This is a genomic window from Micromonospora sp. NBC_01412, assembly GCF_045040215.1.
GTDB lineage: Bacteria > Actinomycetota > Actinomycetes > Mycobacteriales > Micromonosporaceae > Micromonospora > Micromonospora rubida.
Window position 1 is genome coordinate 5,974,223 of record NZ_CP109528.1, and the last position, 23,054, is coordinate 5,997,276.

At 71.2% G+C, this 23,054-nt stretch carries 18 protein-coding genes; 14 read left to right on the forward strand and 4 right to left on the reverse strand.

Annotation, left to right across the window (positions count from 1 at the left end):
* The first annotated feature begins 54 nt into the window (after positions 1-54).
* On the forward strand, positions 55-1,659 hold the full coding sequence (aceB, locus tag OG617_RS26320; protein ID WP_405095618.1) for a malate synthase A: 1,605 nt from the start codon (positions 55-57) through the stop codon (positions 1,657-1,659).
* Positions 1,660-1,741: 82 nt separating this feature from the next.
* Here aceB and OG617_RS26325 read toward each other — a convergent pair whose 3' ends face one another.
* Positions 1,742-2,599 (reverse strand): IclR family transcriptional regulator, encoded by an 858-nt coding sequence (locus OG617_RS26325; RefSeq protein WP_405095619.1) that lies wholly within the window; start codon positions 2,597-2,599, stop codon positions 1,742-1,744.
* A 292-nt stretch (positions 2,600-2,891) separates the two neighbouring features.
* On the opposite strand from OG617_RS26325, the gene OG617_RS26330 reads away from it, so the two are divergent.
* Genes OG617_RS26330 through OG617_RS26360 form a run of 7 tightly spaced genes read left to right on the forward strand, consistent with a single transcriptional unit; the run spans position 2,892 to position 12,608 of the window.
* Positions 2,892-4,601: an ABC transporter family substrate-binding protein gene (locus OG617_RS26330; protein ID WP_405095620.1), complete on the forward strand. Its 1,710-nt coding sequence runs from the start codon at positions 2,892-2,894 to the stop codon at positions 4,599-4,601.
* Complete coding sequence (locus OG617_RS26335) at positions 4,598-6,100, forward strand: ABC transporter substrate-binding protein (RefSeq protein WP_405095621.1); 1,503 nt, start codon at positions 4,598-4,600, stop codon at positions 6,098-6,100. Before OG617_RS26330 ends, OG617_RS26335 begins: the two co-directional genes overlap by 4 nt.
* A 42-nt stretch (positions 6,101-6,142) precedes the next feature.
* Entirely contained in the window at positions 6,143-7,633 is a 1,491-nt protein-coding gene (locus tag OG617_RS26340) for an ABC transporter substrate-binding protein (RefSeq protein WP_405095622.1), read from the forward strand.
* 27 nt (positions 7,634-7,660) lie between these two features.
* Positions 7,661-8,650 carry an ABC transporter permease gene (locus tag OG617_RS26345; protein WP_405095623.1) on the forward strand — a complete coding sequence of 330 codons (990 nt, stop codon included), beginning with the start codon at positions 7,661-7,663 and terminating at the stop codon, positions 8,648-8,650.
* Positions 8,640-10,601 (forward strand): dipeptide/oligopeptide/nickel ABC transporter permease/ATP-binding protein, encoded by a 1,962-nt coding sequence (locus OG617_RS26350; RefSeq protein ID WP_405095624.1) that lies wholly within the window; start codon positions 8,640-8,642, stop codon positions 10,599-10,601. Before OG617_RS26345 ends, OG617_RS26350 begins: the two co-directional genes overlap by 11 nt.
* 4 nt (positions 10,602-10,605) lie before the next feature.
* Entirely contained in the window at positions 10,606-11,601 is a 996-nt protein-coding gene (locus OG617_RS26355) for a succinylglutamate desuccinylase/aspartoacylase family protein (RefSeq protein ID WP_405095625.1), read from the forward strand.
* The gene (locus tag OG617_RS26360) at positions 11,598-12,608 is read left to right on the forward strand and encodes an ABC transporter ATP-binding protein (protein WP_405095626.1); all 1,011 of its coding nucleotides are present in this window, start codon (positions 11,598-11,600) and stop codon (positions 12,606-12,608) included. Before OG617_RS26355 ends, OG617_RS26360 begins: the two co-directional genes overlap by 4 nt.
* Before the next feature lie 42 nt (positions 12,609-12,650).
* Here the strand turns inward: OG617_RS26360 and OG617_RS26365 are convergent, their stop codons facing one another.
* Positions 12,651-14,267, reverse strand: coding sequence for an ADP-ribosyltransferase domain-containing protein (locus OG617_RS26365; RefSeq protein ID WP_405095627.1), 1,617 nt, complete (start codon positions 14,265-14,267; stop codon positions 12,651-12,653).
* A 206-nt stretch (positions 14,268-14,473) separates the two neighbouring features.
* Between OG617_RS26365 and OG617_RS26370 the strand changes: the two genes are divergently transcribed.
* The gene (locus tag OG617_RS26370) at positions 14,474-15,151 is read left to right on the forward strand and encodes a macro domain-containing protein (protein WP_405095628.1); all 678 of its coding nucleotides are present in this window, start codon (positions 14,474-14,476) and stop codon (positions 15,149-15,151) included.
* Positions 15,152-15,177: 26 nt separating this feature from the next.
* Here OG617_RS26370 and OG617_RS26375 read toward each other — a convergent pair whose 3' ends face one another.
* Together OG617_RS26375 and OG617_RS26380 are read right to left on the reverse strand one after the other, a co-directional pair.
* Complete coding sequence (locus OG617_RS26375; RefSeq protein WP_405095629.1) at positions 15,178-15,780, reverse strand: DNA-binding response regulator; 603 nt, start codon at positions 15,778-15,780, stop codon at positions 15,178-15,180.
* The gene (locus OG617_RS26380; protein WP_405095630.1) at positions 15,777-16,958 is read right to left on the reverse strand and encodes a sensor histidine kinase; all 1,182 of its coding nucleotides are present in this window, start codon (positions 16,956-16,958) and stop codon (positions 15,777-15,779) included. Before OG617_RS26380 ends, OG617_RS26375 begins: the two co-directional genes overlap by 4 nt.
* A 160-nt stretch (positions 16,959-17,118) precedes the next feature.
* On the opposite strand from OG617_RS26380, the gene OG617_RS26385 reads away from it, so the two are divergent.
* The 5 genes from OG617_RS26385 (at position 17,119) to OG617_RS26405 (ending at position 22,980) form a co-directional block, all read left to right on the forward strand.
* A complete protein-coding gene (locus tag OG617_RS26385; RefSeq protein WP_405095631.1) occupies positions 17,119-17,499 on the forward strand; it encodes a hypothetical protein in 381 nt (126 codons plus the stop codon).
* On the forward strand, positions 17,496-18,041 hold the full coding sequence (locus tag OG617_RS26390) for a hypothetical protein (RefSeq protein WP_405095632.1): 546 nt from the start codon (positions 17,496-17,498) through the stop codon (positions 18,039-18,041). The genes OG617_RS26385 and OG617_RS26390 overlap by 4 nt, the downstream gene beginning before the upstream one ends.
* A 107-nt stretch (positions 18,042-18,148) precedes the next feature.
* Positions 18,149-19,237: a P1 family peptidase gene (locus tag OG617_RS26395; protein ID WP_405095633.1), complete on the forward strand. Its 1,089-nt coding sequence runs from the start codon at positions 18,149-18,151 to the stop codon at positions 19,235-19,237.
* A 141-nt stretch (positions 19,238-19,378) separates the two neighbouring features.
* Positions 19,379-21,085, forward strand: coding sequence for an ABC transporter transmembrane domain-containing protein (locus OG617_RS26400; RefSeq protein WP_405095634.1), 1,707 nt, complete (start codon positions 19,379-19,381; stop codon positions 21,083-21,085).
* A complete protein-coding gene (locus tag OG617_RS26405) occupies positions 21,082-22,980 on the forward strand; it encodes an ABC transporter ATP-binding protein (protein WP_405095635.1) in 1,899 nt (632 codons plus the stop codon). The genes OG617_RS26400 and OG617_RS26405 overlap by 4 nt, the downstream gene beginning before the upstream one ends.
* Positions 22,981-23,054 lie beyond the last annotated feature (74 nt).

Consider the following 23,054-nt stretch of genomic DNA (forward strand, 5'->3'; position numbering starts at 1 on the left):
GACTTCCGCGATGCGGAAACTAGTATTCACGATGTGAAAGGCAGGGGTTGGGGTATGGCCACAGATGCCTCGGTGACGATCGTTGGACCGGCCGTCGTGGGCGGTGCGGAGGTGCTCACCCCGGACGCGCTCGCCTTCGTCGCCGACCTGCACCGCCGGTTCGTCGCCGACCGGGACCGGATCCTCGCCGACCGGGTACGCCGCCGTGCCGAGATCGCCAGCACCGGGCGGCTGGACTTCCTGTCGGACACGGCCGACGTCCGGGCGGCCGACTGGCAGGTCGCGCCGGCACCGGCCGACCTGCGCGACCGGCGGGTGGAGATCACCGGACCGACCGACCGGAAGATGACGATCAACGCGCTGAACTCCGGCGCGCGGGTGTGGCTCGCCGACTTCGAGGACGCCAGCGCGCCGACCTGGGCGAACGTCGTCGGCGGCCAGCTCAACCTGACCGACGCCATCGAACGTCGGATCGAGTTCACCAGCGCCGAGGGCAAGCAGTACCGGCTCACCGGCGACCCGCTGCCGGCGATCGTCGTCCGCCCGCGCGGCTGGCACCTCGACGAGCGGCACCTGCTCGTCGACGGCGTGCCGGCGGTCGGCGCGTTGGTCGACTTCGGGCTCTACTTCTTCCACAACGCCCGCCGGTTGATCGCGGCCGGCAGTGGACCGTACTTCTACCTGCCGAAGCTGGAGGGCCACCGGGAGGCCCGGCTGTGGAACGACGTCTTCCGGCACGCGCAGCAGGCGCTGGGCATCCCCACCGGCACGATCCGGGCCACCGTGCTGATCGAGACCATCACCGCCGCGTTCGAGATGGACGAGATCCTCTACGAGCTGCGCGAGCACGCCTCCGGCCTGAACGCCGGACGATGGGACTACCTGTTCAGCATCATCAAGAACTTCCGCGACGCAGGCGCCGGATTCGTGCTGCCGGACCGTAACTCCGTGACGATGACGGCCCCGATGATGCGGTCGTACACCGACCTGCTCGTCGCGACCTGTCACCGGCGCGGCGCGGTGGCGATGGGTGGCATGGCGGCCTTCATCCCGAACCGCCGCGAGCCGGAGACCACCAGGGCGGCCCTGGCCAAGGTGCGGGCGGACAAGGAGCGCGAGGCCGGCGACGGCTTCGACGGTTCCTGGGTGGCGCACCCGGGCCTGGTCGCGGTCTGCCGGGAGGTGTTCGACGCCGTACTCGGGGACCGGCCGAACCAGGTCGGCCGTCAGCGGGAGGACGTGAAGGTCACGGCCGACGACCTGCTCGACATCGCGGCCACACCCGGCGCGGTGACCGAAGCGGGCCTGCGCAACAACATCGCGGTCGGGCTCCGCTACGTCGAGGCGTGGCTACGCGGCACCGGCGCGGTGGCCATCTTCAACCTGATGGAGGACGCCGCGACGGCGGAGATCTCCCGGTCGCAGGTCTGGCAGTGGGTGCGCACCGGGACGGTGCTGGACACCGACGCGGTGGTCACGGCGGACCTGGTCCGTGGCCTGATCGCCGAGGAGATCGCCGCGCTGAGGGCCGAGCTGGGCGTGGAGCGGTTCGCCGCGAGCCGGTACGAGGTGGCGCGCGAGGTGTTCGAGGAGGTCGCGCTCGGCACGACCTACGTCGACTTCCTGACCCTGCCGGCGTACCAGTTGCTCGACGACTGAGGCGCCCGGCCGGCGGGCGTGGGCTGCCGGGCGGAATGCCCGGCTGCCCCGGCGCTGCCGGACGGGTGTGCAGGAGTCGGCCCTAACGGTGTGACCGAGGGGCCGGCAGTCCGGTGTGGGTGGCGCGGGTCGCCGCGGCGATCACGGACGACGACTGCTGCAGCAGCGGCACGGCTTGGGCGACCAGGCTGTCGTTGATCCGGGCGGTCGGCCCCGACACGGACAGGGCCAGGGTGCCGGGTGGACCGGGAACGGCCACCGCGACGCAGCGCACCCCGACCTCCTGTTCGCCGTCGTCGGTGGCGAAGCCGTTCGCCCGCACGGCCCGCAACTCGCGCAGCAGGTCGTCCAGGCTGGTGATGCTGGTCGGCGTGGTCGCGACGAACTCGGTGTTGGCGTACACGTCGGCGATGACCTGGTCGTCGAGTTGCGCGAGCATCGCCTTGCCGACGGCGGTCCGGTACGCCTCCACCCGCCGACCGACCTCAATGAACATTCGCATCTGGTGACGGGAGGCAACCTGGGCGAGGTAGACGATGTGGGTTCCCTCCAGCCGGGCCGCGTTGGCGGTCTCACCGAGGGCCTCGACCAGCGTCGCCAGGTGCGGCCGGACCAATGGGGCGATCATGGTCAGGGCCTGGTCGCCGAGGTGGATGAGGGCGCTGCCCAGGGCGTACCGGCGATCCGGCTCCTGTCGCAGCATGCCGGCGCTGATCAGCGTCCGAAGTAGCCGGTGGATGGTGGCGATCGGCAGGCCGGTGGCGGTCGCCAGTTCGGACAGTCCGCACGGTGCTCCGGTGTCGGCGATTACATTCATGATCTGCAATGCTCGCTTGACGGACTGGACGCCCCCGCCTCCGCCTGCGCTGTCGCCTTCCCGCTCCATGTCCCCTCGTTCCCGTGCCGCCGTGATCCGCGCTGATGCCTGCGCGGCGCACATCGTATGCCGTGCGGCGGTGTCGGCGCTGCATCCACCCGGGCGCCGTTCGGCTCCGGTGACGGAGTGTCCGCCCGGCCCAATCCAGATCCTCCGAACGAACTCTTGACGTGCGCGATGCGGATACTACTATCCACCATGTGGAAAGAAGCCCCGGTCAACGAACGCCGCCTGGTTTGGTGCGCATGCCGGGGCCGTGCCGGTTAGCCAGCCTGGCCTCCCGGTACCAGCGCATCACCGTCTGATGCCCGACCCCGCGCAGCACGACGAACGTCCACGTACCGGGAGGTCATCCGTGTCTCACCGCAACCCTCACCGCCGCCTCCGGGCGGCGACAGCCGGGCTCGCCCTGCTGCCCCTACTGCTCGCCGCCTGCAGCACCGGCGGGGGCGACGAGAACGTCGGCGACGGCATCAAGGCCGGGCAGGTCGACGCCAACCAGGCCAAGGTCAAGGACGGCGGGACGCTCGCCTACTCGATCGAGGTCGACGTCAAGAACTGGAACATCCTGCACGCCACCGGCGACGTCTTCGGCTACCGGCAGATCCTCAACCCGGTGCTCCCGCACGCGATGATCTCCCAGCCCGACTTCACGATGGCCAAGAACGACGCGCTGGTCAGCGAGGTCAAGGTCGTCAAGGACTCGCCGCAGACCGTCGAGTACCGCATCCGGCCGGAAGCCGCCTGGTCGGACGGGACCCCGATCACCGCCGACGACTTCAAGTACACCTGGCAGGTCCAGGACCCGCAGCAGTGCTCCGCCTGCGAGCCGGCCACCCAGGCCGGGTACGACCAGGTGGCCTCGGTGACCGGCAGTGACAACGGCAAGACCGTCACCGTCGAGTTCAAGAACACCTACCAGCCGTGGCGGCTGATGTTCCCGCACCTGCTGCCGGCGCACATCGCCGCCCAGCACGGCGACCTGGCCACCTCGTTCAACGACTACTTCGCCAGCACGGTGCCGACCTGGTCGGGTGGGCCGTACCTGATCTCCGAGTACGTGCCGAACCAGTCGGTCACCATGAAGAAGAACCCCAAGTGGTACGGCGACGGCCCGCACCTCGACCAACTCGTCTTCCGGATCCTCACCGACGAGCGGCAAGCGGTCACCGCGATGGCCAACAACGAGATCCAGGTCGTCGTGCCCCGTCCGACCCTCGACCTCGTCGAGCAGCTCAAGGGCATCAGCAACGTCACCACGTCGCTGGCCTCCGGGCTGGTCTACGAGCACCTGGACATCAACACCGCCCACCCGGCACTGGCTGACGTCGCCCTGCGCCGGGCGATCTTCACCGCGGTCGACCGGCAGGCCGTCATCGACAAGACCATCGGCCAGTTCGCGGCCGGCACCAAGCCGCTCGGCAACCGCAACTTCATGCCCGGCCAGACCCTCGAAGGCACCGCCGCCTACACCGACACGGTGACCCCGGCGGGGCTCGGCGACGGAAACCTCGACGCGGCCAAGAAGATCCTCACCGATGCCGGCTACGTGCTCGGCGACGGCAAGCTCACCGACCCCAAGGGCAAGCCGGTACCGACGCTGCGGATGCGCTACAGCAAGGGCAACCAGGTTCGGCTGGACACCTCGGTGCTCGTCCAGAACCAGCTCAAGCAGCTCGGCATCACGCTCCAGCTCCAGGAGACCGACAGCCTCGGCACCACGGTCAACACCGGCGACTTCGACCTGATCGTCTTCGGCACCAACCTCGACGTCATCCCCACCGCCACCGCGCAGGCGGTGTTCGGCTCGAAGGGCACCCACACCGGCTACAAGGACCAGGAGATCGACGGCTGGCTCACCGCGGCGGCCCGCACCCTGGACCCGCAGCAGGTCATCGACCTGCTGAACAAGGTGGACACCCGGATCAGCGAGCAGGCCGTGACCCTGCCGATCTACCAGACGCCGACCCTGGTCGCGTACCGCAGCGACCTCGGCAACGTGCGGGTCAACCCGACCCGCTTCGGCACCAGCTACAACAGCCAGGAGTGGGGTGTCAAAGAGTGACGGGTGAACACCGGTCCGGCCGTGACTTCATCGTCGAGGTCCCGGCCCCGGCCGTGGAATTCAACGAGGTCTACCGCAACTTCGTCGGCTCGGCCGGCTACTTCGTGGCGAACAACATCTACAGCCGGCTCGTCGTGTTCGACACCGGATCCCCGGCGGCATATCCGGACCTCGCCGAACACTGGGAGATGGCGCCCGACGCCCGTACGCTGCGGTTCCAGCTCAACCGGCACGCCCGCTGGCACGACGGTGAGCCGGTGACCGCCGAGGACGTCGCGTACACCCACCTGACCGCCCTGGCCAACGGCTACCACGCCGCGTCGTTCCTGCACGACGTGCAGGACATCGAGGTGCTCGGCCCGCACGAGCTGCGGTACGTGCTCCGTCAGCCCAACGCCGGGTTCCTCGCCCAGCTGGGCAACCTGGTGTTCGCCCACATCCTGCCCAAGCACCTGTACGAGGGCACGGACTGGGCGACCAACCCGTACAACCAGCAGCCGGTCGGCTCCGGCCCGTTCCGGTTCGTCGAGCACGTACCCGGCGAGCGGGTGGTGCTGGAGGCGTGGGACGGCTACTGGGGGCCCCGCCCCCAGGTCGACCGGGTCATCCTCGACATCGAGCCCGACCTCGACGAGGCCGTCCGCAAGGTCGCCGACGGGCGGGCCCACTACCTGGTCCAGGACGTGCTCACCTTCCCCCGGCTGCACCTGGCCGAGGGGAGCGAGGTCGCCTCGGTGTGGCGCAAACGCGGCCCCGGAATCGCCGTGCTCGGCTTCAACCACACCCAGGACCGGTGGCACGACCGACGGGCCCGCGCCGCCATCGCGCACGCGGTCGACCGCCGCCGGCTGATCCCGCTGTCCGACCCCGGCTGGTCCGAGCCGTACGCCCACTACCTGCCACGCAGCGTGGACTGGGCGTTCGCCGATGACGCGACCGCACCGGCGTTCGACCCGGCGGAGGCGGTCCGGCTGCTCGACGCGGCCGGGATCACGTCAGCCGGCGCCGACCGGCCGACACTGCGGCTGGCGTACATGAAGAACTTCACCGGCCACGCCGGTATCGCCGCGGCGGTCGCCGAGGACCTGCGTGCCGTCGGACTGGACGTCGAGGTCGCCGGGCTCGACTCGCCGACCTGGGCCCGCCAGGTGGCCGGCGACGCCGAGTTCGACCTCACGATCAGCGGCGGCAACATGGTCCCCGACCCGGAGATCACCGCCAGCCGGTTCGAGACCGGCGGCGGACGCAACCATGGCAGGCTGTCCGACCCGGAGGCCGACGCCTGCTACGCGGCGGCCCGGGCCACCATCGACCAGGCCCGGCGCGGCGAGCACTACCAGGAGTTGCAACGGGTCTGGGCCCGCAACGTCGACTGGGTGCCGCTGTTCTGGTACGCGGCCTACTACCTGCGCAGCGACAGCTTCTTCGGCTGGCCGGACCAGGTCGGCTTCCGGGTGCCGTTCTGGCACTGGGGCCGGATCCGGCCCGTCGAGCGCTGACCCTTTCATCCACAATTCCCACCCCAACACCGAGGACAGGACTTGGACGAGTACATCGTCGTCGTACCCAACGGTACGACCGAGATCAACGAGTCGTACCGCAACTTCGTCGGGGGCGCCGGCTACTTCGTCGCCAACAACATCTTCAGCCGCCTCGTCGTCACCGAGGTCGGCGGCGCCGCGTCCTACCCGGACCTGGCGGAGCACTGGGAGTGCCTGGACGGCGCCCGGCGCTGGCGGTTCACCCTCAACCGGCACGCCCGCTGGCACGACGGCCAGCCGGTCACCGCCCACGACGTCGCCTACACCCACCTGACCGCCCTGGCGAACGGGTACCACGCCGCGTCGTTCCTGCACGGCATCGCCGACATCAAGGTGCTCGACGACCACCTGGTCGAGTACCACCTGGAGGAGCCCAACGCCGCGTTCCTCACCCAACTCGGCAACTTCGCCGCCACCCACATCCTGCCCAAGCACCTGTACGAGGGCACCGACTGGGCGACCAACCCGCACAACCAGCAGCCGGTCGGCTCCGGCCCGTTCCGGTTCGTCGAGATGGTGCCCAACGGGCGGATCGCGCTGGAGGCCTGGGACGGGTACTGGGGGCCGCCGGCCGGCGTGGACCGGGTGACCATCGTCGTCGAACCGGACCTCGACGAGTGCGTCCGCATGATCGCCGACGGCAGGGCACACTTCGCGCCGCAGGACGTGCTCACCATGAAGCGGCTGCCGCTGGCCGAGGGCTCGGAGCACGCCAGCGTGTACCGCGAGCGTGGGCCCGGCGTCGCGTTGCTGAGCTTCAACTACCGGCAGGAGCGGTGGGCCGACCGCCGGCTGCGGTTGGCGCTCGCGCATGCCGTGGACCGCAGCCGCCTCGAACGCTTCGCCGAGCCCGGCTGGTCGGAGCCGTGGGACAACTTCTTCCCCGGCAGCAGCTTCGCCGTGGCCCGCGACGTCAAGGCGGTCGGCCACGACGCGGCCACGGCCGAGAAGCTGCTCGACGAGGCCGGGTACCCGCGCGGCGCGGACGGCCGTCGGCTGTCGCTGCGGATGTACTACATGGCCACCTTCGACGGCCACGGCGGGCTGGCGCGCAGCGTCACCGAGGACCTCGCGGCGATCGGCGTGCACGTCGAGTACGCCGGGCTGGACTCGGAGACGTGGTCGCGGCAGATCGGCCGGGAGGGCGACTTCGACCTGACCATCAGCGGCGGGAACATGATGCCCGACCCGGACATCACCGCCAGCCGGCTGGAGGGCGGCGGGCAGCGCAACCACCTCGCGCTGGCCAATCCCGACGCCGACGCCTGCTACGTCGCCGGCCGGTCGACCACCGACCGCGACGAGCGGATCGCGCACTACCGGCAGCTCCAGGAGGTGTGGGCCCGCGACGCGAGCGTGGTGCCGCTGTTCTGGTACTGCATCTACCTGATGCGCAGCGACCAGTTCTTCGGCTGGGCCGATCAGGTCGACTTCCGGATCCCGTTCTGGCACTGGGGACGTCTCCGGAAGATCACCGGCGGCGAAGGCTAGCCGGCAGAGGGCGCGGGAAGGTTCCTCATGGAGATCGTGGGCTTCGCCCTGCGGCGGCTACTCGTCGCCATTCCGGTGCTGTTCGTGTCGACGTTCCTGATATTCCTGGCCGTGGCCAAGTCCGGTGATCCGCTGGCCGAACTCCGGGAGCGACAACCACCGGTGCCGCCGCACACGATCGCCGCCGAGGAGGCACGGCTCGGGCTGGACCAGCCCGTGCTGCAGCGGTACTGGGACTGGCTGACCGGGGTCGTCCAGGGCGACTTCGGCCCGTCGGTCGACCGCAACGCCGACATCGGCATGGAGATCGCCTCGCGCCTGGGCATCACGATGCGGTTCGTCCTCATCGCGATGCTGATCGCGGCCGTGCTGGCGATCCTGGTCGGGGTCGTCAGCGCGGTCCGCCAGTACTCCTGGCTTGACTACCTGTTCACCTCGACCGGCTTCCTGTTCCTGGCGATGCCGTCGTTCTGGCTGGCCGTGCTGCTCAAGCAGGGCGGCATCGAGTTGAACACCCTCGCCGGCAGCACGCTGATCTACACCGTTGGCGACAGCTCGGTGATCCCGCCACCCACCCTGGGCGGCCGGATCGCCGACCTCGCCGGCCACCTGGTGCTGCCGACCATCACGCTCGTGCTGATCAACTTCGCCGCGTGGAGCCGGTTCCAGCGCTCGTCGATGCTGGACGTGCTCGGCAGCGACTACGTCAAGCTGGCCACCGCCAAGGGCCTACGACGGCGCACCGTGCTGCGCAAGTACGCCCTGCGCACGGCGCTCACCCCACTGGTGACGGTCATCGCGCTGGACTTCACCGCCGTCTTCGCCGGGGCGGTGGTCACCGAGACCGTCTTCCAGTGGCGGGGTATGGGCGACTACCTGCTGGAGTCCATCAACGGGCGGGACGTCAACGCCGTGATGGCGTGGCTGCTCGTCGCGGCGGTCGCCGTGGTCCTGTTCAACCTGCTCGCCGACATCCTGTACGCCGCTCTCGATCCGAGGATCCGTCGTGTCCGTTGAACCGCCACCGGTGTCCGTACCCGCCGCCGTGCCCGGTCCGTGGCGCGGTGTCCTCGCCCGGTTCCGCCGGCACCGGCTTGCCGTGGCCGCGCTGGTGGCCCTCGTGTCCGTCGCGTTGTTCGCGTTCGTCGGCCCGCTGCTGTGGCGCTACAACCACGACGACATCACGCCCGACAACTCGCAGCCACCGTCGGCGACCCACCCGCTGGGCACCGACTCGCTCGGCCACGACCTGCTCGCCCAGGTGATGCGCGGTACCCAGCAGTCACTGCTGATCGCGCTCACCGTGGCGTTGGGCGCGGCGGTGGTCGGCACCGTGGTCGGCATCGTCGCCGGCTACTACCGCGGACGCACTGACGCACTGCTGATGCGGCTGGTGGACCTGTTCCTCACCGTGCCGACGATCGCGGTCGCCGCCGTACTCGGGCACAACTTCGCCGGCAGCGGCGGCGGGTGGGTGCTCATCGCGGTCGTGCTCGCCGCGCTGATGTGGACCAGCGTCGCCCGGGTCGTCCGTGGCGTCGTACTCGGCCTGCGGGAACGTGAGTTCATCTCCGCGGCCCGGGCGTTGGGCTCGTCCGATCTCCGGATCATGGTGCGGCACATCCTGCCCAACGTGGCCGCCCCGATCATCGTGTCGGTGACCATCCTGGTCGCCACCGCGATCCTCGCCGAGACCGCGCTGTCGTTCATCGGCTTCGGTGTCCAGCCGCCGGACACCTCCCTCGGCCTGCTGGTGGCCAACGCCCAGTCCGCGGTCGCCACCCGGCCCTGGCTGTTCTACTTCCCGGGCCTGGTCATCCTGCTCATCGCCCTGTCCGTCAACTTCGTCGGAGACGGGCTGCGCGACGCCCTCGACCCGACCCAGACCAAGGGCCCGCGCCGTCGCCGGTACCTGGCCCGGCCGGCGGCCCGCACCGATGCGGTACCCGACGACGTGCTGCTGTCGGTCCGCGACCTGCGGGTGGTGTTCGCCGCCGACAGCGGCGACGTGTCCGCCGTCCGCCACCTCGACCTGGACCTGCGCCGTGGCGAAGTCGTCGGCCTGGTCGGAGAGTCCGGCTCGGGCAAGTCCGTCAGCGCCGCGGCGCTGATGGGGCTGCTGCCGCCCACCGCCACCGTCAGCGGCTCGATCCACTTCGCCGGCCAGGAACTCGTCGGGCTGGCCGAGCCGCAGTTCCGACGCCTGCGGGGCAGCCGGATCGCCATGGTGTTCCAGGACCCGATGTCCTCGCTGAGCCCGGTGCACACCATCGGCGACCAGGTCGCCGAGGCCGTCCGGGTGCACCAGGGCGGCTCCCGGGCCGCCGCCCGGGCCCGCGCCGTGGAACTGCTGGACACCGTCGGAATCCCGGACGCCCGCAACCGGCTCGGCGACTACCCGCACCAGTTCTCCGGCGGCATGCGCCAGCGGGTGGTGATCGCGATGGCCATCGCCAACGACCCGGATCTCATCATCGCCGACGAGCCCACCACCGCCCTGGACGTCACCGTGCAGGCCCAGGTGCTCGCCGCGCTGCGGGCCGTCCGGGAGCGTACCGGCGCGGCGATTCTGATGATCACCCACGACCTCGGGATCGTGGCCGAGACCGCCGACCGGATCGCGGTGATGTACGCCGGCCGGCTCGTCGAGGTCGGCACCGCCGCCGACGTGTTCGACAACCCCTCGATGCCCTACACCCGGGGCCTGCTGGACTCCGTACCCCGCCTCGACCGGCCCGCCGACGAGGAGCTGTGGGCGATCCCCGGTTCACCGCCGAGCATGACCGCACTGCCGGCGGGGTGCGCGTTCGCCCCGCGCTGCGGGATCAGCATGCCCGACTGCTCGGCCGCCGTGCCGAACCTCGTACCGGTGGCGGCCGGCCACCTGGCGGCGTGTCTGCGCGTGACCCCACCCGGCGATGCCCTGACGGGGACCGCCACCACCTCGTCGATCCCCGAAAGGCCGTGACGACATGACCTCCCGCGCACCGCTGCGAACCCGTGCCGGGGAACGCCAGATCCTCCGGTTCCCCGTACTGACCGATCTGGACGGCTCGGAACTGGCCATCCACGCCCACGTGGTGACGGGCGCCGCCGACGGGCCGACGCTCACCCTGCTGTCCGGGGTGCACGGCAACGAGTGGTTCTCGCACGCGGTGCTGCGCGCAGTGCTGGCCGGCACCGACCCGGGCACGCTGCGCGGAACCCTGGTGGTCGTGCCGGCCGCCAACCCGTACGCCCTGCGGACCGTCACCCGCTACTCCAACGACATCCAGCAGGTCGGCTTCGTCAACATGAACAAGGCGATCCTGCGCGACACCGAGTCGATCACCGGACGGACCGGCCAGGTGCTCGTCGAGCAGATCATCGAGCGCTCCACCCACCTGCTGGACTTCCACCCCGGCCCGTGGGGCACCACCTGGGGTGTCGTGCTCTACGACGCGACCGGCCCGCTGTCGGCCGCCAGCCGGGAGATGGCCGTCGCCTTCGGCATGCCGTACATCCAGGGTGAGGACGCCGCGGTCGCGTTCCCGAACTCGGTGTTCGACGCGGCCAGCGCCGCCGGGGTGTCCGCCGTCGGCGTCGAGGTCGGCGGCCTCGGCTTCGGCTCCCGCAGCGAGGACGACTGGATCGCCCGGAACGTCGACGGCGTCCGCCGGGTGATGGTCCACCTGGGCATGCTCGACGAGCCGGCTCCGCCCCGGACGGTCACCGACGTCGAGGTCGCCTGGGACCTGCGGCCCGGGCACGGCGGCATGTTGGTACCCGAGATCACCGAGGACCGACTGCTGACCGCCACCACCGAGGGAGAACTGCTCGGCCGGTTGCTCTCCCCGGTCGACCTCACCGTCCTTGAGGAGTACCGGTCGCCCGGCGACGGGATCCTGCTGTCGGTTCCGCGCAGCCATCCGGTACATCCGTACAACTTCGGTTTCGTCATCGGCCGGCTCTGCGGGAGCGCGGCATGACCCGCGACCTGCTGCTCGATGTCGAAGGGCTGACCAGGCACTTCCCGGTCCGGCGAGGAAGCCTGATCAAACGGTCGGCGGGGGTGGTCAAGGCCGTCGACGGCGTCTCGTTCCAGCTTCGGGCCGGCGAGACGCTGGGCATCGTCGGTGAGTCCGGCTGCGGCAAGTCGACCCTCGCCAAGCTGCTGACCCGGCTCGAACAGCCGACCGGCGGGCAGGTCCGCTACCGGGGAACCGACATCGCCGGGCTACGCGGCAGGGAGCTGCGCGACCTGCGACGGCGTATCCAGGTCGTCTTCCAGGACCCGTACTCGTCGCTCGACCCGAGGATGACGATCGGCCAGATCATCGCCGAGCCGTTCGCCGTGCACGGCGAGCTGCCCGCTGCCGACAAGCGCCGGCAGCGGGTCCAGGAACTGCTGGAGACCGTCGGACTCGACCCGGAGCACGTCAACCGCTACCCGCACCAGTTCTCCGGCGGGCAGCGGCAGCGGATCGGCATCGCTCGCGCCCTGGCGTTGCAGCCCGAGGTGGTGGTCTGTGACGAGCCGGTGTCGGCGCTCGACGTGTCGGTACAGGCGCAGGTGATCAACCTGCTTCGGCGGCTGCAACGGGACCTCGGCCTGGCGTACGTGTTCATCGCCCACGACCTGTCCGTCGTGCGGCACATCTCGCACCGGGTCGCCGTCATGTACCTCGGCAAGGTGGTGGAGACCGGCACCGTGGCGGAGATCTTCGACCGCCCGGCTCACCCGTACACCAAGGCGTTGCTGTCCGCCGCGCCGGTGCCGGACCCGCACCACGAGCGTGAGCAGATCCTCCTCCGAGGCGATCCACCCAGTCCGGTGAACCCGCCCAGCGGCTGCCGGTTCCGGACCCGCTGTTGGCAGGCCATCGACGCCTGCGCCGAGGAGCAACCCGCCCTGGTTCCGCGAGGTGCCGGGCATCCCGTGGCGTGCATCAACGAGGTTCCCCCGACGGCGCGGCGCCTTCCGGTCATCGCATGACGCCTCGGGTGCCGGCGTTGTCCCGGCACCCGACTCGACTGCTCACGCCACCAGGTGCTGCTCGGCCAGTTCGGCCAGCCGCACGGTGCACAGGCCGTTGCGTTCGGCCCGCACGTCGGTCACCTCGAGCTGCGTGCCGGGGGCGAGGATGAACTCCTCCTCGCCGGTGAACGCGGAGAACCTGCGGATGCCCACCGCCCGCACGGGAAGCACCTCGAAGAGCGTCCGCTTGCCGCGGCCGCCGAGGAACGCCTGGGCCACGCTGAGCTTCGACGTGCACGAGGACACGCCCCACCACGTAACGGTCTGGCCGAGCGGGTACTGCGCCCGCAGGTCCAGTGACACCCCGCGCCACAGCGGCTCCTTGCGGGCCGGAAGCCGCGACACAGCCGAGAACAACAGTCGCAGGTACGGCAGGTACGGGAGGATCTGGCTGCGGTCCGGGTTGCGCAGCGTGGCATTGATCTGCCGATAGAACGCCGACTCGCAGGTGTACAGGTAGAGGGCGGCGACCTCGTCGACGGACAGGTCGTTGGCCCCGCCGTCCACCTGCATCTCGCCGAACCGGCGTGACTGCTCCACGTGCCAGTCGAGCCCCGACAGCAGCTTGGCCACCGGTGCGGCGGCCTCGCGGAAGTCCATGAGCGGGGTGTCGAACACGCCGGTGATCGCGGGAAGTACGAGCCCCTCGTCCTTGACGCTGGCGAGCCGCTCGAGGTAGAGCTTGTGCAGTTCCATCGTGGAGGCGATGAACGCCCCCATCCGGTCGGCCATGTCCGCGTCCGTGCCGCCGGCCTGCCCGGTCAGCTTGCTCCACCCCTTGCTGGGCAGCCAGTCGATCTCGTCGGCCCCCAGCGTCCTGAGCGCCGCGTTCACGTCGGCGAAGTGGTTCCCGTCGCAGAAGATGTCGCCCTGTGCCGCGGGGTTGGGGTGGTCGATGTGCCGGACCTCCACCTCGGGGTACTTCTTCTCGAGCTGGAGCACGATCTTCTTCAGGTTGCGGGCGTGCGCCCCCCACCACGCGAACACCACGCCCCGGTCCTCTTCGTCGGCGTGCTTCTTGGCCCTCAGGATCTCCTCGACGAGCTTCTCGACGACCGGTTGCCAGAACGCGGTGTGCTGGCCGGTGGACATCGCGCCGTCGCTGCTCGCGGTGAGTGCCGCGTTCAGCAGCAACACACCCTGCGTGAGCATTGCCTGGAACCACTCCGGCGGCTGCACGGTGTCGTGTTCTTTCAGCAGGGCGCGGATGTCCCCGATCGGCGTCTTCTTGGGGATGCCGTGCTTCCACATCGCCGCGGCCTTGATGATGCAGCGGATGGTGACGACCCTGCCGAACTGGCTGTCGGCCCAGTCGTGGAAGGTGTTGTCGAACATGGCGATGCCGGTGGCGCTCTCGGGCCGCGGGTACGGGTTCTGGCCGAAGACGACGACCTTCCACTTGTGCGGTGGGTTGGGCTTGAGTGCCTGGAAGGTCAGTTCCCGGACGGGTACGACCTTCGGGGCGCGGCCCGGGCCGATGAACGTGGCCGCGGCCGGCTGCGCCTCGATGACCGGTTTCAGGAGCGGCAGCCACGGCTCGCCGCCGCCCTTGAAGAGCTCGGTGAGGGCCAGCGGATCGGTCGGGTCGGACGGGGTGGGGGCGTCGGCGTCGGTCATCGTGGACTCCTGAGGTGGCGACCCGTGCCGGTGGCGGCACGGGTGATCAAGGTGGGGAAATTGTGCCGTGCGAGAGTTTCGGAGGCGCGGGCGGGAAACAGGAGAGCCCACCCGCCGGTGTCTTCACCCCGGATTCCGTCCGCCCGATGACGCGGTATTTTGATTCACGTCGGATACCCCCTTCCCGCCGCCGGAGTGAGCCACCCATGACTATCGATCTTGAAAAGCCGCTGCTCAAGGTGGTGCTGAAGGACGTCAACGCCAAGGTGGTGCAGGCGTGGCGCGCGGCGTTCGCCGACACCCCTGAAGTCGAGATCCACAAGGGGTCGATCACCGGCCAGCACGCCGACGCCTGGGTCAGCCCGACCAACTCGGCCGGGCGGATGGACGGCGGGGTCGATGCGGTCATCAAGCGGCACCTCGGTGCGGGGATCCAGCTGCGCGTCCAGCGCGCGATCCGCGACCAGTTCGGGGGGTCGCTGCCGGTGGGAAGTGCCGTGTGTGTGCCGTCCGGGGCGACCAACCCGAAGTTCCTGATCTCGACGCCGACGATGGAGCAGTCGGTGCAGGACGTGAGCGAGACGTTGAACGTGGCTCTGGCGTGCGCCGCCGCGTTCCAGGCGATCCACATGCAGAACGAGAAGGAGCCGGGCAGCATCAAGTCGGTGGCGCTCGTCGGCATGGGCGCGGCGACGGGCCGGGTGGTGCCGCGGGTGTGCGCCAACCTGATGTGGACCGGCTACACACTGTTCAACGACTACTACTTCCGGGACTACGACGACCTGCGGAAGACCATCTCAGAGCAGCTCGACGGCATCGAGAGCCGCCCTGAGGAGGAGCGGGTACGGGTGACGCCCCCCACGGCACCCGGCTCTCACCGATGACGATGTGAACGCGGGCCCATCCCCGGCTAGATCCAGCCCTCCTCCCACGCGCGATGCGCGGCGGCGTGCCGCGAGCTGACGCCGAGCTTGGTCATGGCGGCGGACAGGTAGTTGCGGACGGTGCCCGGGGCGAGGTGAACGCGTGCGGCGATCTCGTTGACCGACGCTCCGGTCCGGGACGCGCGCAGCATCTCCAGTTCGCGCTCAGTGAGCGGACAGGCGTCCTCGGTGAGCGCGGACGCGGCGATCTCCGGGTCGACGTATCGCCGGCCGGCCGCGACGTCGCGGACGATCTCCGCCAGCCGGGTGGCCGCCGTGCTCTTCGGCACGAAGCCGCTCACCCCGGCGGACAGCGCCCGGCGTAGCACGGCCGGCCGGGCATGCCGGGTGACCAGCACGATCCGGGTGGGCAGCATGGCCCGGATCTCCTCGGCGGCGCGCAGCCCGTCGGTCGGCGGCATCTCCAGATCCAGTACGGCGATGTCGGGCCGGTGCTCCAGAGCCAGGCGCGTGGCATCCGTGGAGGTCGACGCCTCGGCCACGACGGTGATGTCGGCCTCCAGCCCGAGCAGCGCCGCCAGGGCACCACGGAGCATCTCCTCGTCGTCGGCGAGCAGCAGGCGGATCATGCCGCACCCACCGGCAGCCTCGCCGCGACGACGAAACGGTCCCCGTCGTGCCGCCAGCTCAGATCGCCGCCGGCCGCGGCCAGCCGCTCGGCGAGCGTGGACAGCCCGGTGCCGGCCGCCGTGCCAGGCACCTCGACCGCGCCGTCGTTGCTCACCCGCAGGTGGGCCCGGCCGCCGTCGACCCGATACTCGACGTCGGCCCGCGCGGCGCGGCTGTGGCGCAGCACATTGGTCGTGGCCTCGCGCATCACCAGCCCGAGCAGGTGCCGGCCGGACGCGGACAGGCTCTCGGCAGCCGGCCGCAGCTCCATCCGCGCGTCGATGTCGGCGGCGGCGAGCACCCGGGTCGCGTTGGAGATCTCCTCTTCCAGCGTGGTGCGGCGGTAGCCCTGCACCAGGGCGCGGGTCTCCTGCAGCGCGTCGGTGGACAGCCGCCGCACCTCCCTCATCTCGGCGGCGGCCCGGGCCGGGTCGACCTCGGCCAGCCGCGCCGCCAACTCGCTCTTCACCGCGATCACCTGAAGGTGGTGGCCCTGGATGTCGTGCAGGTCGGCGGCGAACCGCAGCCGTTCGTCCTTGACCGCCAGCTCCGCGGCGAGCCCGCGCGCCCGGTGCAGCCGGCCCGCGACGTCCCACGCCCACAACGGGCCCAGCGTCGTCCAGGCGGTGAAGACCATCAGGCCCAGCGGGAACGCCGCCGCGTAGAACAGGTCACCCTCGCCGGAGAGCAGGCAGACCAGCGTGCCGGGCACCGGTGCGCCCGCCACCGCGCCCGCAACGAGCGCCCGCCGGCCCCGCGCCGACAGGAACGCCGCGCCGATCGCCACCATCATCGCCGGGGCCACCGCCCACAGCCCGTACTCCTGGAAGGCGAGCTGAATCGCGCCCAGCGCCGCGGCGCCCGCGCCCCCGGCGAGCAGCCATCCGGCGGGCCGGCCCCGCACTGCGGCGCCGGGCACCGGCGCCAGCCGCCGGTTGAGCAGCACCACGCTCGCGACGACGGTGACGGCGAGCGCGGCGCCGCCGACGCCGCGCGCCCAGGCCGGCACGCCGCCACCCAGCAGCCAGTCGCCGGTGAAGATGACCAGCATGCTCACCACGGCCCCGGTCAGGGTCCACCAGGTGTACCGGCGAAAGCTGGTCAGCCCCGTCCCGTGCTCGATCGCCTCGTCCACCACGCGGCCATTGTCGCAGCCGACAGGCGTGACAGGTGTCATGAGATCGCGTGACGTACCCACGCCCCCACGTGCGGGTTCGGCACTACCGGCGGCCCGTCGGCTCCTCCAGTGTGGACCTTCGAAGGACACCCCACATCCGTACCCGGAGGAGAACAGTCAGATGAGACGCCACCTCGTTCGGCACTACCTGGAGATGGTCGCCGCGATGGTGGTCGGCATGCTGGTCCTCGGCGCGGCCCGTACCGGGGTCCTCGCCCTCGCCGGCGTCGACCACTCGGCGGCGCGGCACCCCGAGATCGCCGCGCTGGCCATGGCGTTCGACATGTCGGTCGGGATGGTCGTCTGGATGCGATACCGCGGCCACGGCTGGGCGGGCACGCTGGAGATGGCCGGCGCGATGTTCGTGCCCGCCGTCGTCCTCGCGCCACTGAGTTGGCTGAGCGTCATCTCGGGCGACCAACTGATGATCGCCACCCACGTCGTGATGCTGCCGCTCATGCTTGGCGTCATGCTCCGCCGCCGCGAGGAGTACGCGCGATGAGCCGCGCGATCCACACCCTGGGCCGGCGCTGGCCCACGCTGCTGGCCCTCGCGTCGGCCGCGCTGACCCTCGGTGGCGGCGACCGCGCCGGCCAGGTGGCCGGGCTCGGCGAGATCCTCCTGATCCTGCCCCTGCTCTACCTGGTCGTCGCCCGGGCGGAAAGGCGGGGCCTCTCCTGGCCCGTGCTGGTCGCCTGCGTCCTGCTCGTCACGGGTCTCCGGCTGGCGGAGATCCCAGCGACCGCCGCCATCGTCCCGATCGCGCTGGGTGCGCTGATCTGGAGCGCGATCGGTGGGCACGCGCTGCGGCCCGGCATGATCCGGGTCCAGGCGCTGGGCATGCTCGCCTTCGGCGCGCTCGCCCTCCTCGGGCTGGCCGTGGACCCCGACCTGGGCCGCTACCTGGTGGCGGCCGGCTGGTTCCTCCACGGCATCTGGGACTTCGTCCACCTCAAGCTCGACAGGGTCGTGGCCCGCTCGTACGCCGAGTGGTGCGGCGTGTTCGACGTCCTGATCGCGGTCCAACTGGTCGTCCTCGCGTAGCCGACCTCAGGGTGCCCGGCCCACATCTCGGGGGAGGCCCAGCCGCCGGTACACCGACCCGACGAACGCGGGTACCGTGCCGGGCTGACCACGACGACAGGAGTGCGATGGACCAGGAATCACGCCGGGCACGGGACCTTGGCATCACCGTCGGTACGTTGCCGACCGGCCCGCTCAACGCCATCACCGACGTCGCCGACGTCCTGGTCGGTCACGTCACCGTCGACGACGGCGCTGACCTGCACACCGGCGTCACCGCCGTCGTGCCGCGCCAGCTCGGCGCCGGGCGCCGGGCGCTTCCGGCCGCCGTGTGCGTCGGGAACGGGTACGGGAAGCTCGTCGGCTCGACGCAGGTGGACGAACTCGGTGTCCTGGAATCACCGATCGTGCTGACTGCGACCCTGTCGGTCTTCCGCGCCGCAGACGCCGTGCTCACCTACCTGATGGACCGGGATCCGGCCGGAGTGTCGTTCAATCCGCTGGTCGGGGAGACCAACGATGCCCACCTGTCCGACATTCGCCGTCGCCCGGTGACCGAGGAACACGTGCTCGATGCCGTCGAGCACGCCTCGGCCGGGCTGCCGGCGGAGGGGTGCGTCGGCGCGGGAACCGGCACGACAGCCCTGGGTTTCAAGGCCGGCATCGGCACCTCGTCGCGACGGGTCAGCGTCGACGGCTCCGTCCATACCGTCGGCGCCCTCGTCCAGTCGAACTTCAGCGGCATCCTCACCGTGCTGGGAGTCCCGATGCCCGCTGCCGAGCTGGTGCCGCAGCACGACAGGGAGGAGCCGCCCGGCAACTCGTGCATGATCATCGTGGCCACCGACGCGCCGGTGGACGCCCGTCAGCTCGGCCGGCTCGCCCGCCGGGCCGTGTTCGCCATGTCCCGGGTGGGCGCGGCGTACACCAACGGCAGCGGCGACTACGCGATCGCCTTCACCACGACACCGCAACCGCGGCAGCCGCTACCCGACGGGATGATCGATCCGCTCTTCGCCGCCGTCATGGACTCGGTCGAGGAGTCACTGCTCAACTCGTTGTTCATGGCCGTGACCACCACCGGTGTACGGGGCAGGGTGCAGCACGCTGTCCCGCACCACCACGTGCTCCAGCGGCTCGTCACCGCCGGCCGACTGCGCACCGACGCGGGACCGGGCCCGGGCGAGGTGGACGCCGGCCTCAGCGTCAGCGACTGACGTCGTCGGGAACCAGCCGTTCCTGGCAGCCCTCAGGCCCCGGCGCCGCCAGGCATTAGGGCAGGCTAACCTGTCCCTGATCGCTGGGAGGGCGCAGCTCGTGTACACATTTTCCTTCGTTCCCACAGGGTCCTGACGCTCATGGCAGGCGACGAGATCAGCGGCGGGGTGGTGCTGCGCCGTGCCCTGCGCCGCCAGCGCGGCCGCGTGGTGGCCGGCATCGCGCTGCTCTGTACCCACCAGGCCACCGAGGCCCTCGTACCGGTCGCCATCGGCGTGATCATCGACCGCGCGGTCGCCACCGGGGACGTGCGTGCGCTGCTGCTCTCGCTCGCCGGTCTCGCCGTCCTCTTCACCGTCCTCGCCTTCGCCTACCGAACCGGCGCCCGCCTGTCGTACGCCGCGGTGGAACAGGAGGCACACAACGTGCGGGTCGAGATCGCCGAGAGCGCCCTCGACCCGCGCGGACGCCGCTCGGGCATGCGCGATGGCGAACTGCTGTCCGTCACCGCCTCCGACGCCGAGCTGTCCGCCCTCGTCGTACGGGTCGCGGGGTTCTGCGCCGCCGCGCTCACCGCACTCGTGGTCGCGGCCGTCGCGTTGCTCGTCGTCGACGTTCCGCTCGGGCTCGGGGTGCTCATCGGGGTGCCGCTGCTGGTCGTCGCCCTGCAACGGATGGCGCCGCTGCTCACCCGGCGCAGCGCATCTCAGCAGGAGGCCCTCGCCGCCACCACCGCGCTCGCCGTGGACCTTGTCTCCGGCCTACGCGTGCTGCGCGGCATCGGCGCCCAGGAACACGCCGCACGCCGGTACGCGGGTGCCAGCCGCCACGCCCTCAAGGTCACCCTGCGCGCCGCCACCACCAAGGGTCTGCACCTCGGGCTCACCACCACGGTGAACGGCCTCTTCCTCGCGGCGGTCGCCGGCGTCGCCGGCTGGCTCGCGCTGGAGGGCCGGCTCACCATCGGCGAGCTCGTCGCCGTCGTCGGGCTGGCCCAGTTCATCGCCGAGCCCGTGCAGACGCTCGGGTACGGCGTACAGGTGTTCGCCATGGCCCGCGCCTCCGCGGGGCGGGTCGCCCGGGTCCTCGGTGCCGCGCCGCTCACCCGGCCGGGAACCGCCGGGCAGCCTGCCCCGAGCCCGTCGCGACTCGCCCTCGACACGGTCGGGTACGCCGGACTCGACGGCGTCTGCCTGCGCGTCGGCGCCGGTGAGGTCCTGGGCGTGCTCGCCTACGATCCGGGCGAGGCCGAGGCGCTGGTCGCACTGCTGTCCGGCCGGGTGCCCAGAGAGGACTACCGGGGAACGCTGTACGTCGACGGCGTGCCCGCCGAAGAGCTGCACATCGACGCCCTGCGCAGCACAGTCCTGGTCGAACAGCATGACGTGGCGTTGTTCGAAGGGACGCTGCGCGCCAATCTCGCCGCCGGTGCCAGCATCGACGAGACGGCCCTGCGCGCCGCGGTGCGGGCTGCGGCGGCCGAGGACGTGCTCGCCGCGCACCCGCACGGGGTCGACCGCCTGCTCACCGAGCGGGGGGCGAACCTGTCCGGCGGGCAGCGGCAGCGGATCGGGCTGGCCAGGGCGCTCGTCGCCGACCCGCCGGTACTGGTGCTGCACAACCCCACCACGGCGGTCGACGCGGTGACCGAGCTGATGGTCGCCGAGGGGTTGGCCTCGGCTCGCGGGGCGGAAGCCCGCGGCACCGTGCTGATCACCAACAGTCCGGCCCTGCTGCGGATCACGCACCGGGTGGCCGTGATCGACCATGGGCGGGTCATCGCCGAGGGCTCTCACGAGCAACTGCTCGCCAGCGACGCCCGCTACCGGGAGGAGGTCCTGCGGTGACCGACGAGTCGACCACGATCGGCGTGGAAGCCAGGCGACTGCTGCCGACGGCCACCGCCCGGCAGACCTGGGCCGCCGTCCGGGCCGAGTTCGCCCGGCTGCCCGGGCTCAGCGTCACCGCCGCCACGTTGCTGGTCGCCGCGGCCGCGACCGGGCTCGTCGCCCCATGGGTGCTCGGCCGCCTCGTCGATGACGTCATCGACGGGTCCGACACGCCACAGATCGTGACCTGGGCGGGTGTGATCGCGGGCGCGGCGCTGCTCGCCGGGCTCCTCACCGCGGCCGGGGCCGCGGTCGCCGCGCGCCTCGGCGAGACCGTGCTGGCGCGGCTGCGGGAGCGGGTCATCGACCGTGCCCTGCACCTGCCATCGGCGACGCTGGAGCGGGCCGGGACCGGGGACCTGGTGGCCCGCGCCGGCGACGACGTGGCCGTGGCGACGAATGTGATCAGCACCAGCGGACCCGCCTTCCTCGGCGCGCTGCTGTCCATCGTGCTGACCGCGGCGGGGCTCTTCGCCCTCGACTGGCGGCTCGGCCTCGCCGGGCTGGCCGCAGCCCCGGCCTACGCGTTGGCGCTGCGCTGGTACCTGAAGCGGTCGGTTCCGTACTACGCGCGGGAGCGGGTGGCGACCGGCGAGCGGGCACAGGCGATGGCCGGGGCGCTTCGTGGCTCGGCGACCGTGCGCGCCTACCGGATGGAGGATGCCCACGTCGCTCGGATCGCCGACCGATCCGCCGTGGCCCGCGACCTGTCGTTGGAGATCTTCAACTTCCACACGCGTCTTGGGCTGCGGATGAACCGGTCGGAGTTCGTGGGGCTCGCCGCCGTGCTGCTCGCCGGTTTCCTGCTGGTCCGCGACGACCTGGTCACCGTCGGGGCGGCCACCACTGCCGCGCTCTACTTCCACCGCCTCTTCAACCCCATCGGCCTGCTGCTGCTCCAGTCGGACTCCGTGCTGCAGGCCGGGGCGAGCCTCGCCCGCCTCGTCGGCGTCACCTCACTGCCCGCCCCCGCTTCCCCCGACGCCCCTGCTTCCCCCGACGGCCCTAAGCCCGCTCGTCGAGGACCGTCCGCGACGGCGGGGCCGGGCGAGCCTGAGCCTGCGGCGCTGGAGGTGGTCATCGCCCGGCACTGCTACGACGACGGACCCGTGGTGCTGCAGGACATCGCCCTCCGTCTCGCAGCCGGGGAACGCGTCGCTCTCGTCGGAGCCAGCGGAGCAGGCAAGAGCACGCTTGCCGGCATCGCCGCCGGAATCATCGCGCCCACTCGTGGCTCGGTGTGCCTGCGCGGCGTGCCGCTGACGCAACTGGGCGAGCACCGAGTCCGTCGCGAGATCGCCCTGATCAGCCAGGAGGTGCACGTCTTCGCCGGGACGCTCGGCGACGATCTGCGCCTCGCCGACCCGGACGCCACCGACGCCGAGATAACCGCCGCCCTCGACCTCGTCGGCGCCACCGCCTTGCTCCGTACCCTGCCTGACGGCCTTGCCACGAGCGTGGGGGAGGGCGGACGGCACCTCACGGCCGCCCAGGCCCAGCAGCTTGCCCTGGCCCGCCTCGTCCTCGCCGGCCCCGCCGTCGCGGTCCTCGACGAGGCCACCGCGGAGGCCGGCAGCGCGGGCGCGCGCGACCTCGACCGCGCCGCCATGGCGGCCACCGAGGGTCGCACCACGCTGATCGTCGCCCACCGGCTCAGCCAGGCGGCCACCGCGGACCGCATCGTCGTCCTGGAGCACGGGCGCATCACCGAGCAGGGCACGCACGGCCAGTTGCTGGAGGCGGGGGGCGGGTACAGCCGGCTGTGGCGTTCCTGGAGCACGCCCGGTCTCGTGGTCCCGCAAGGACGCGAGAGCGAGGAGTACGTCCAGGTGTCGGCGCCGCGTGAGAACTGACCGTGGGTCCGGGTGCCCACGCGCGGCCTACCGCCTGGCCTCCACCACGACCAGCCCGTTCTGATACGCCGCCG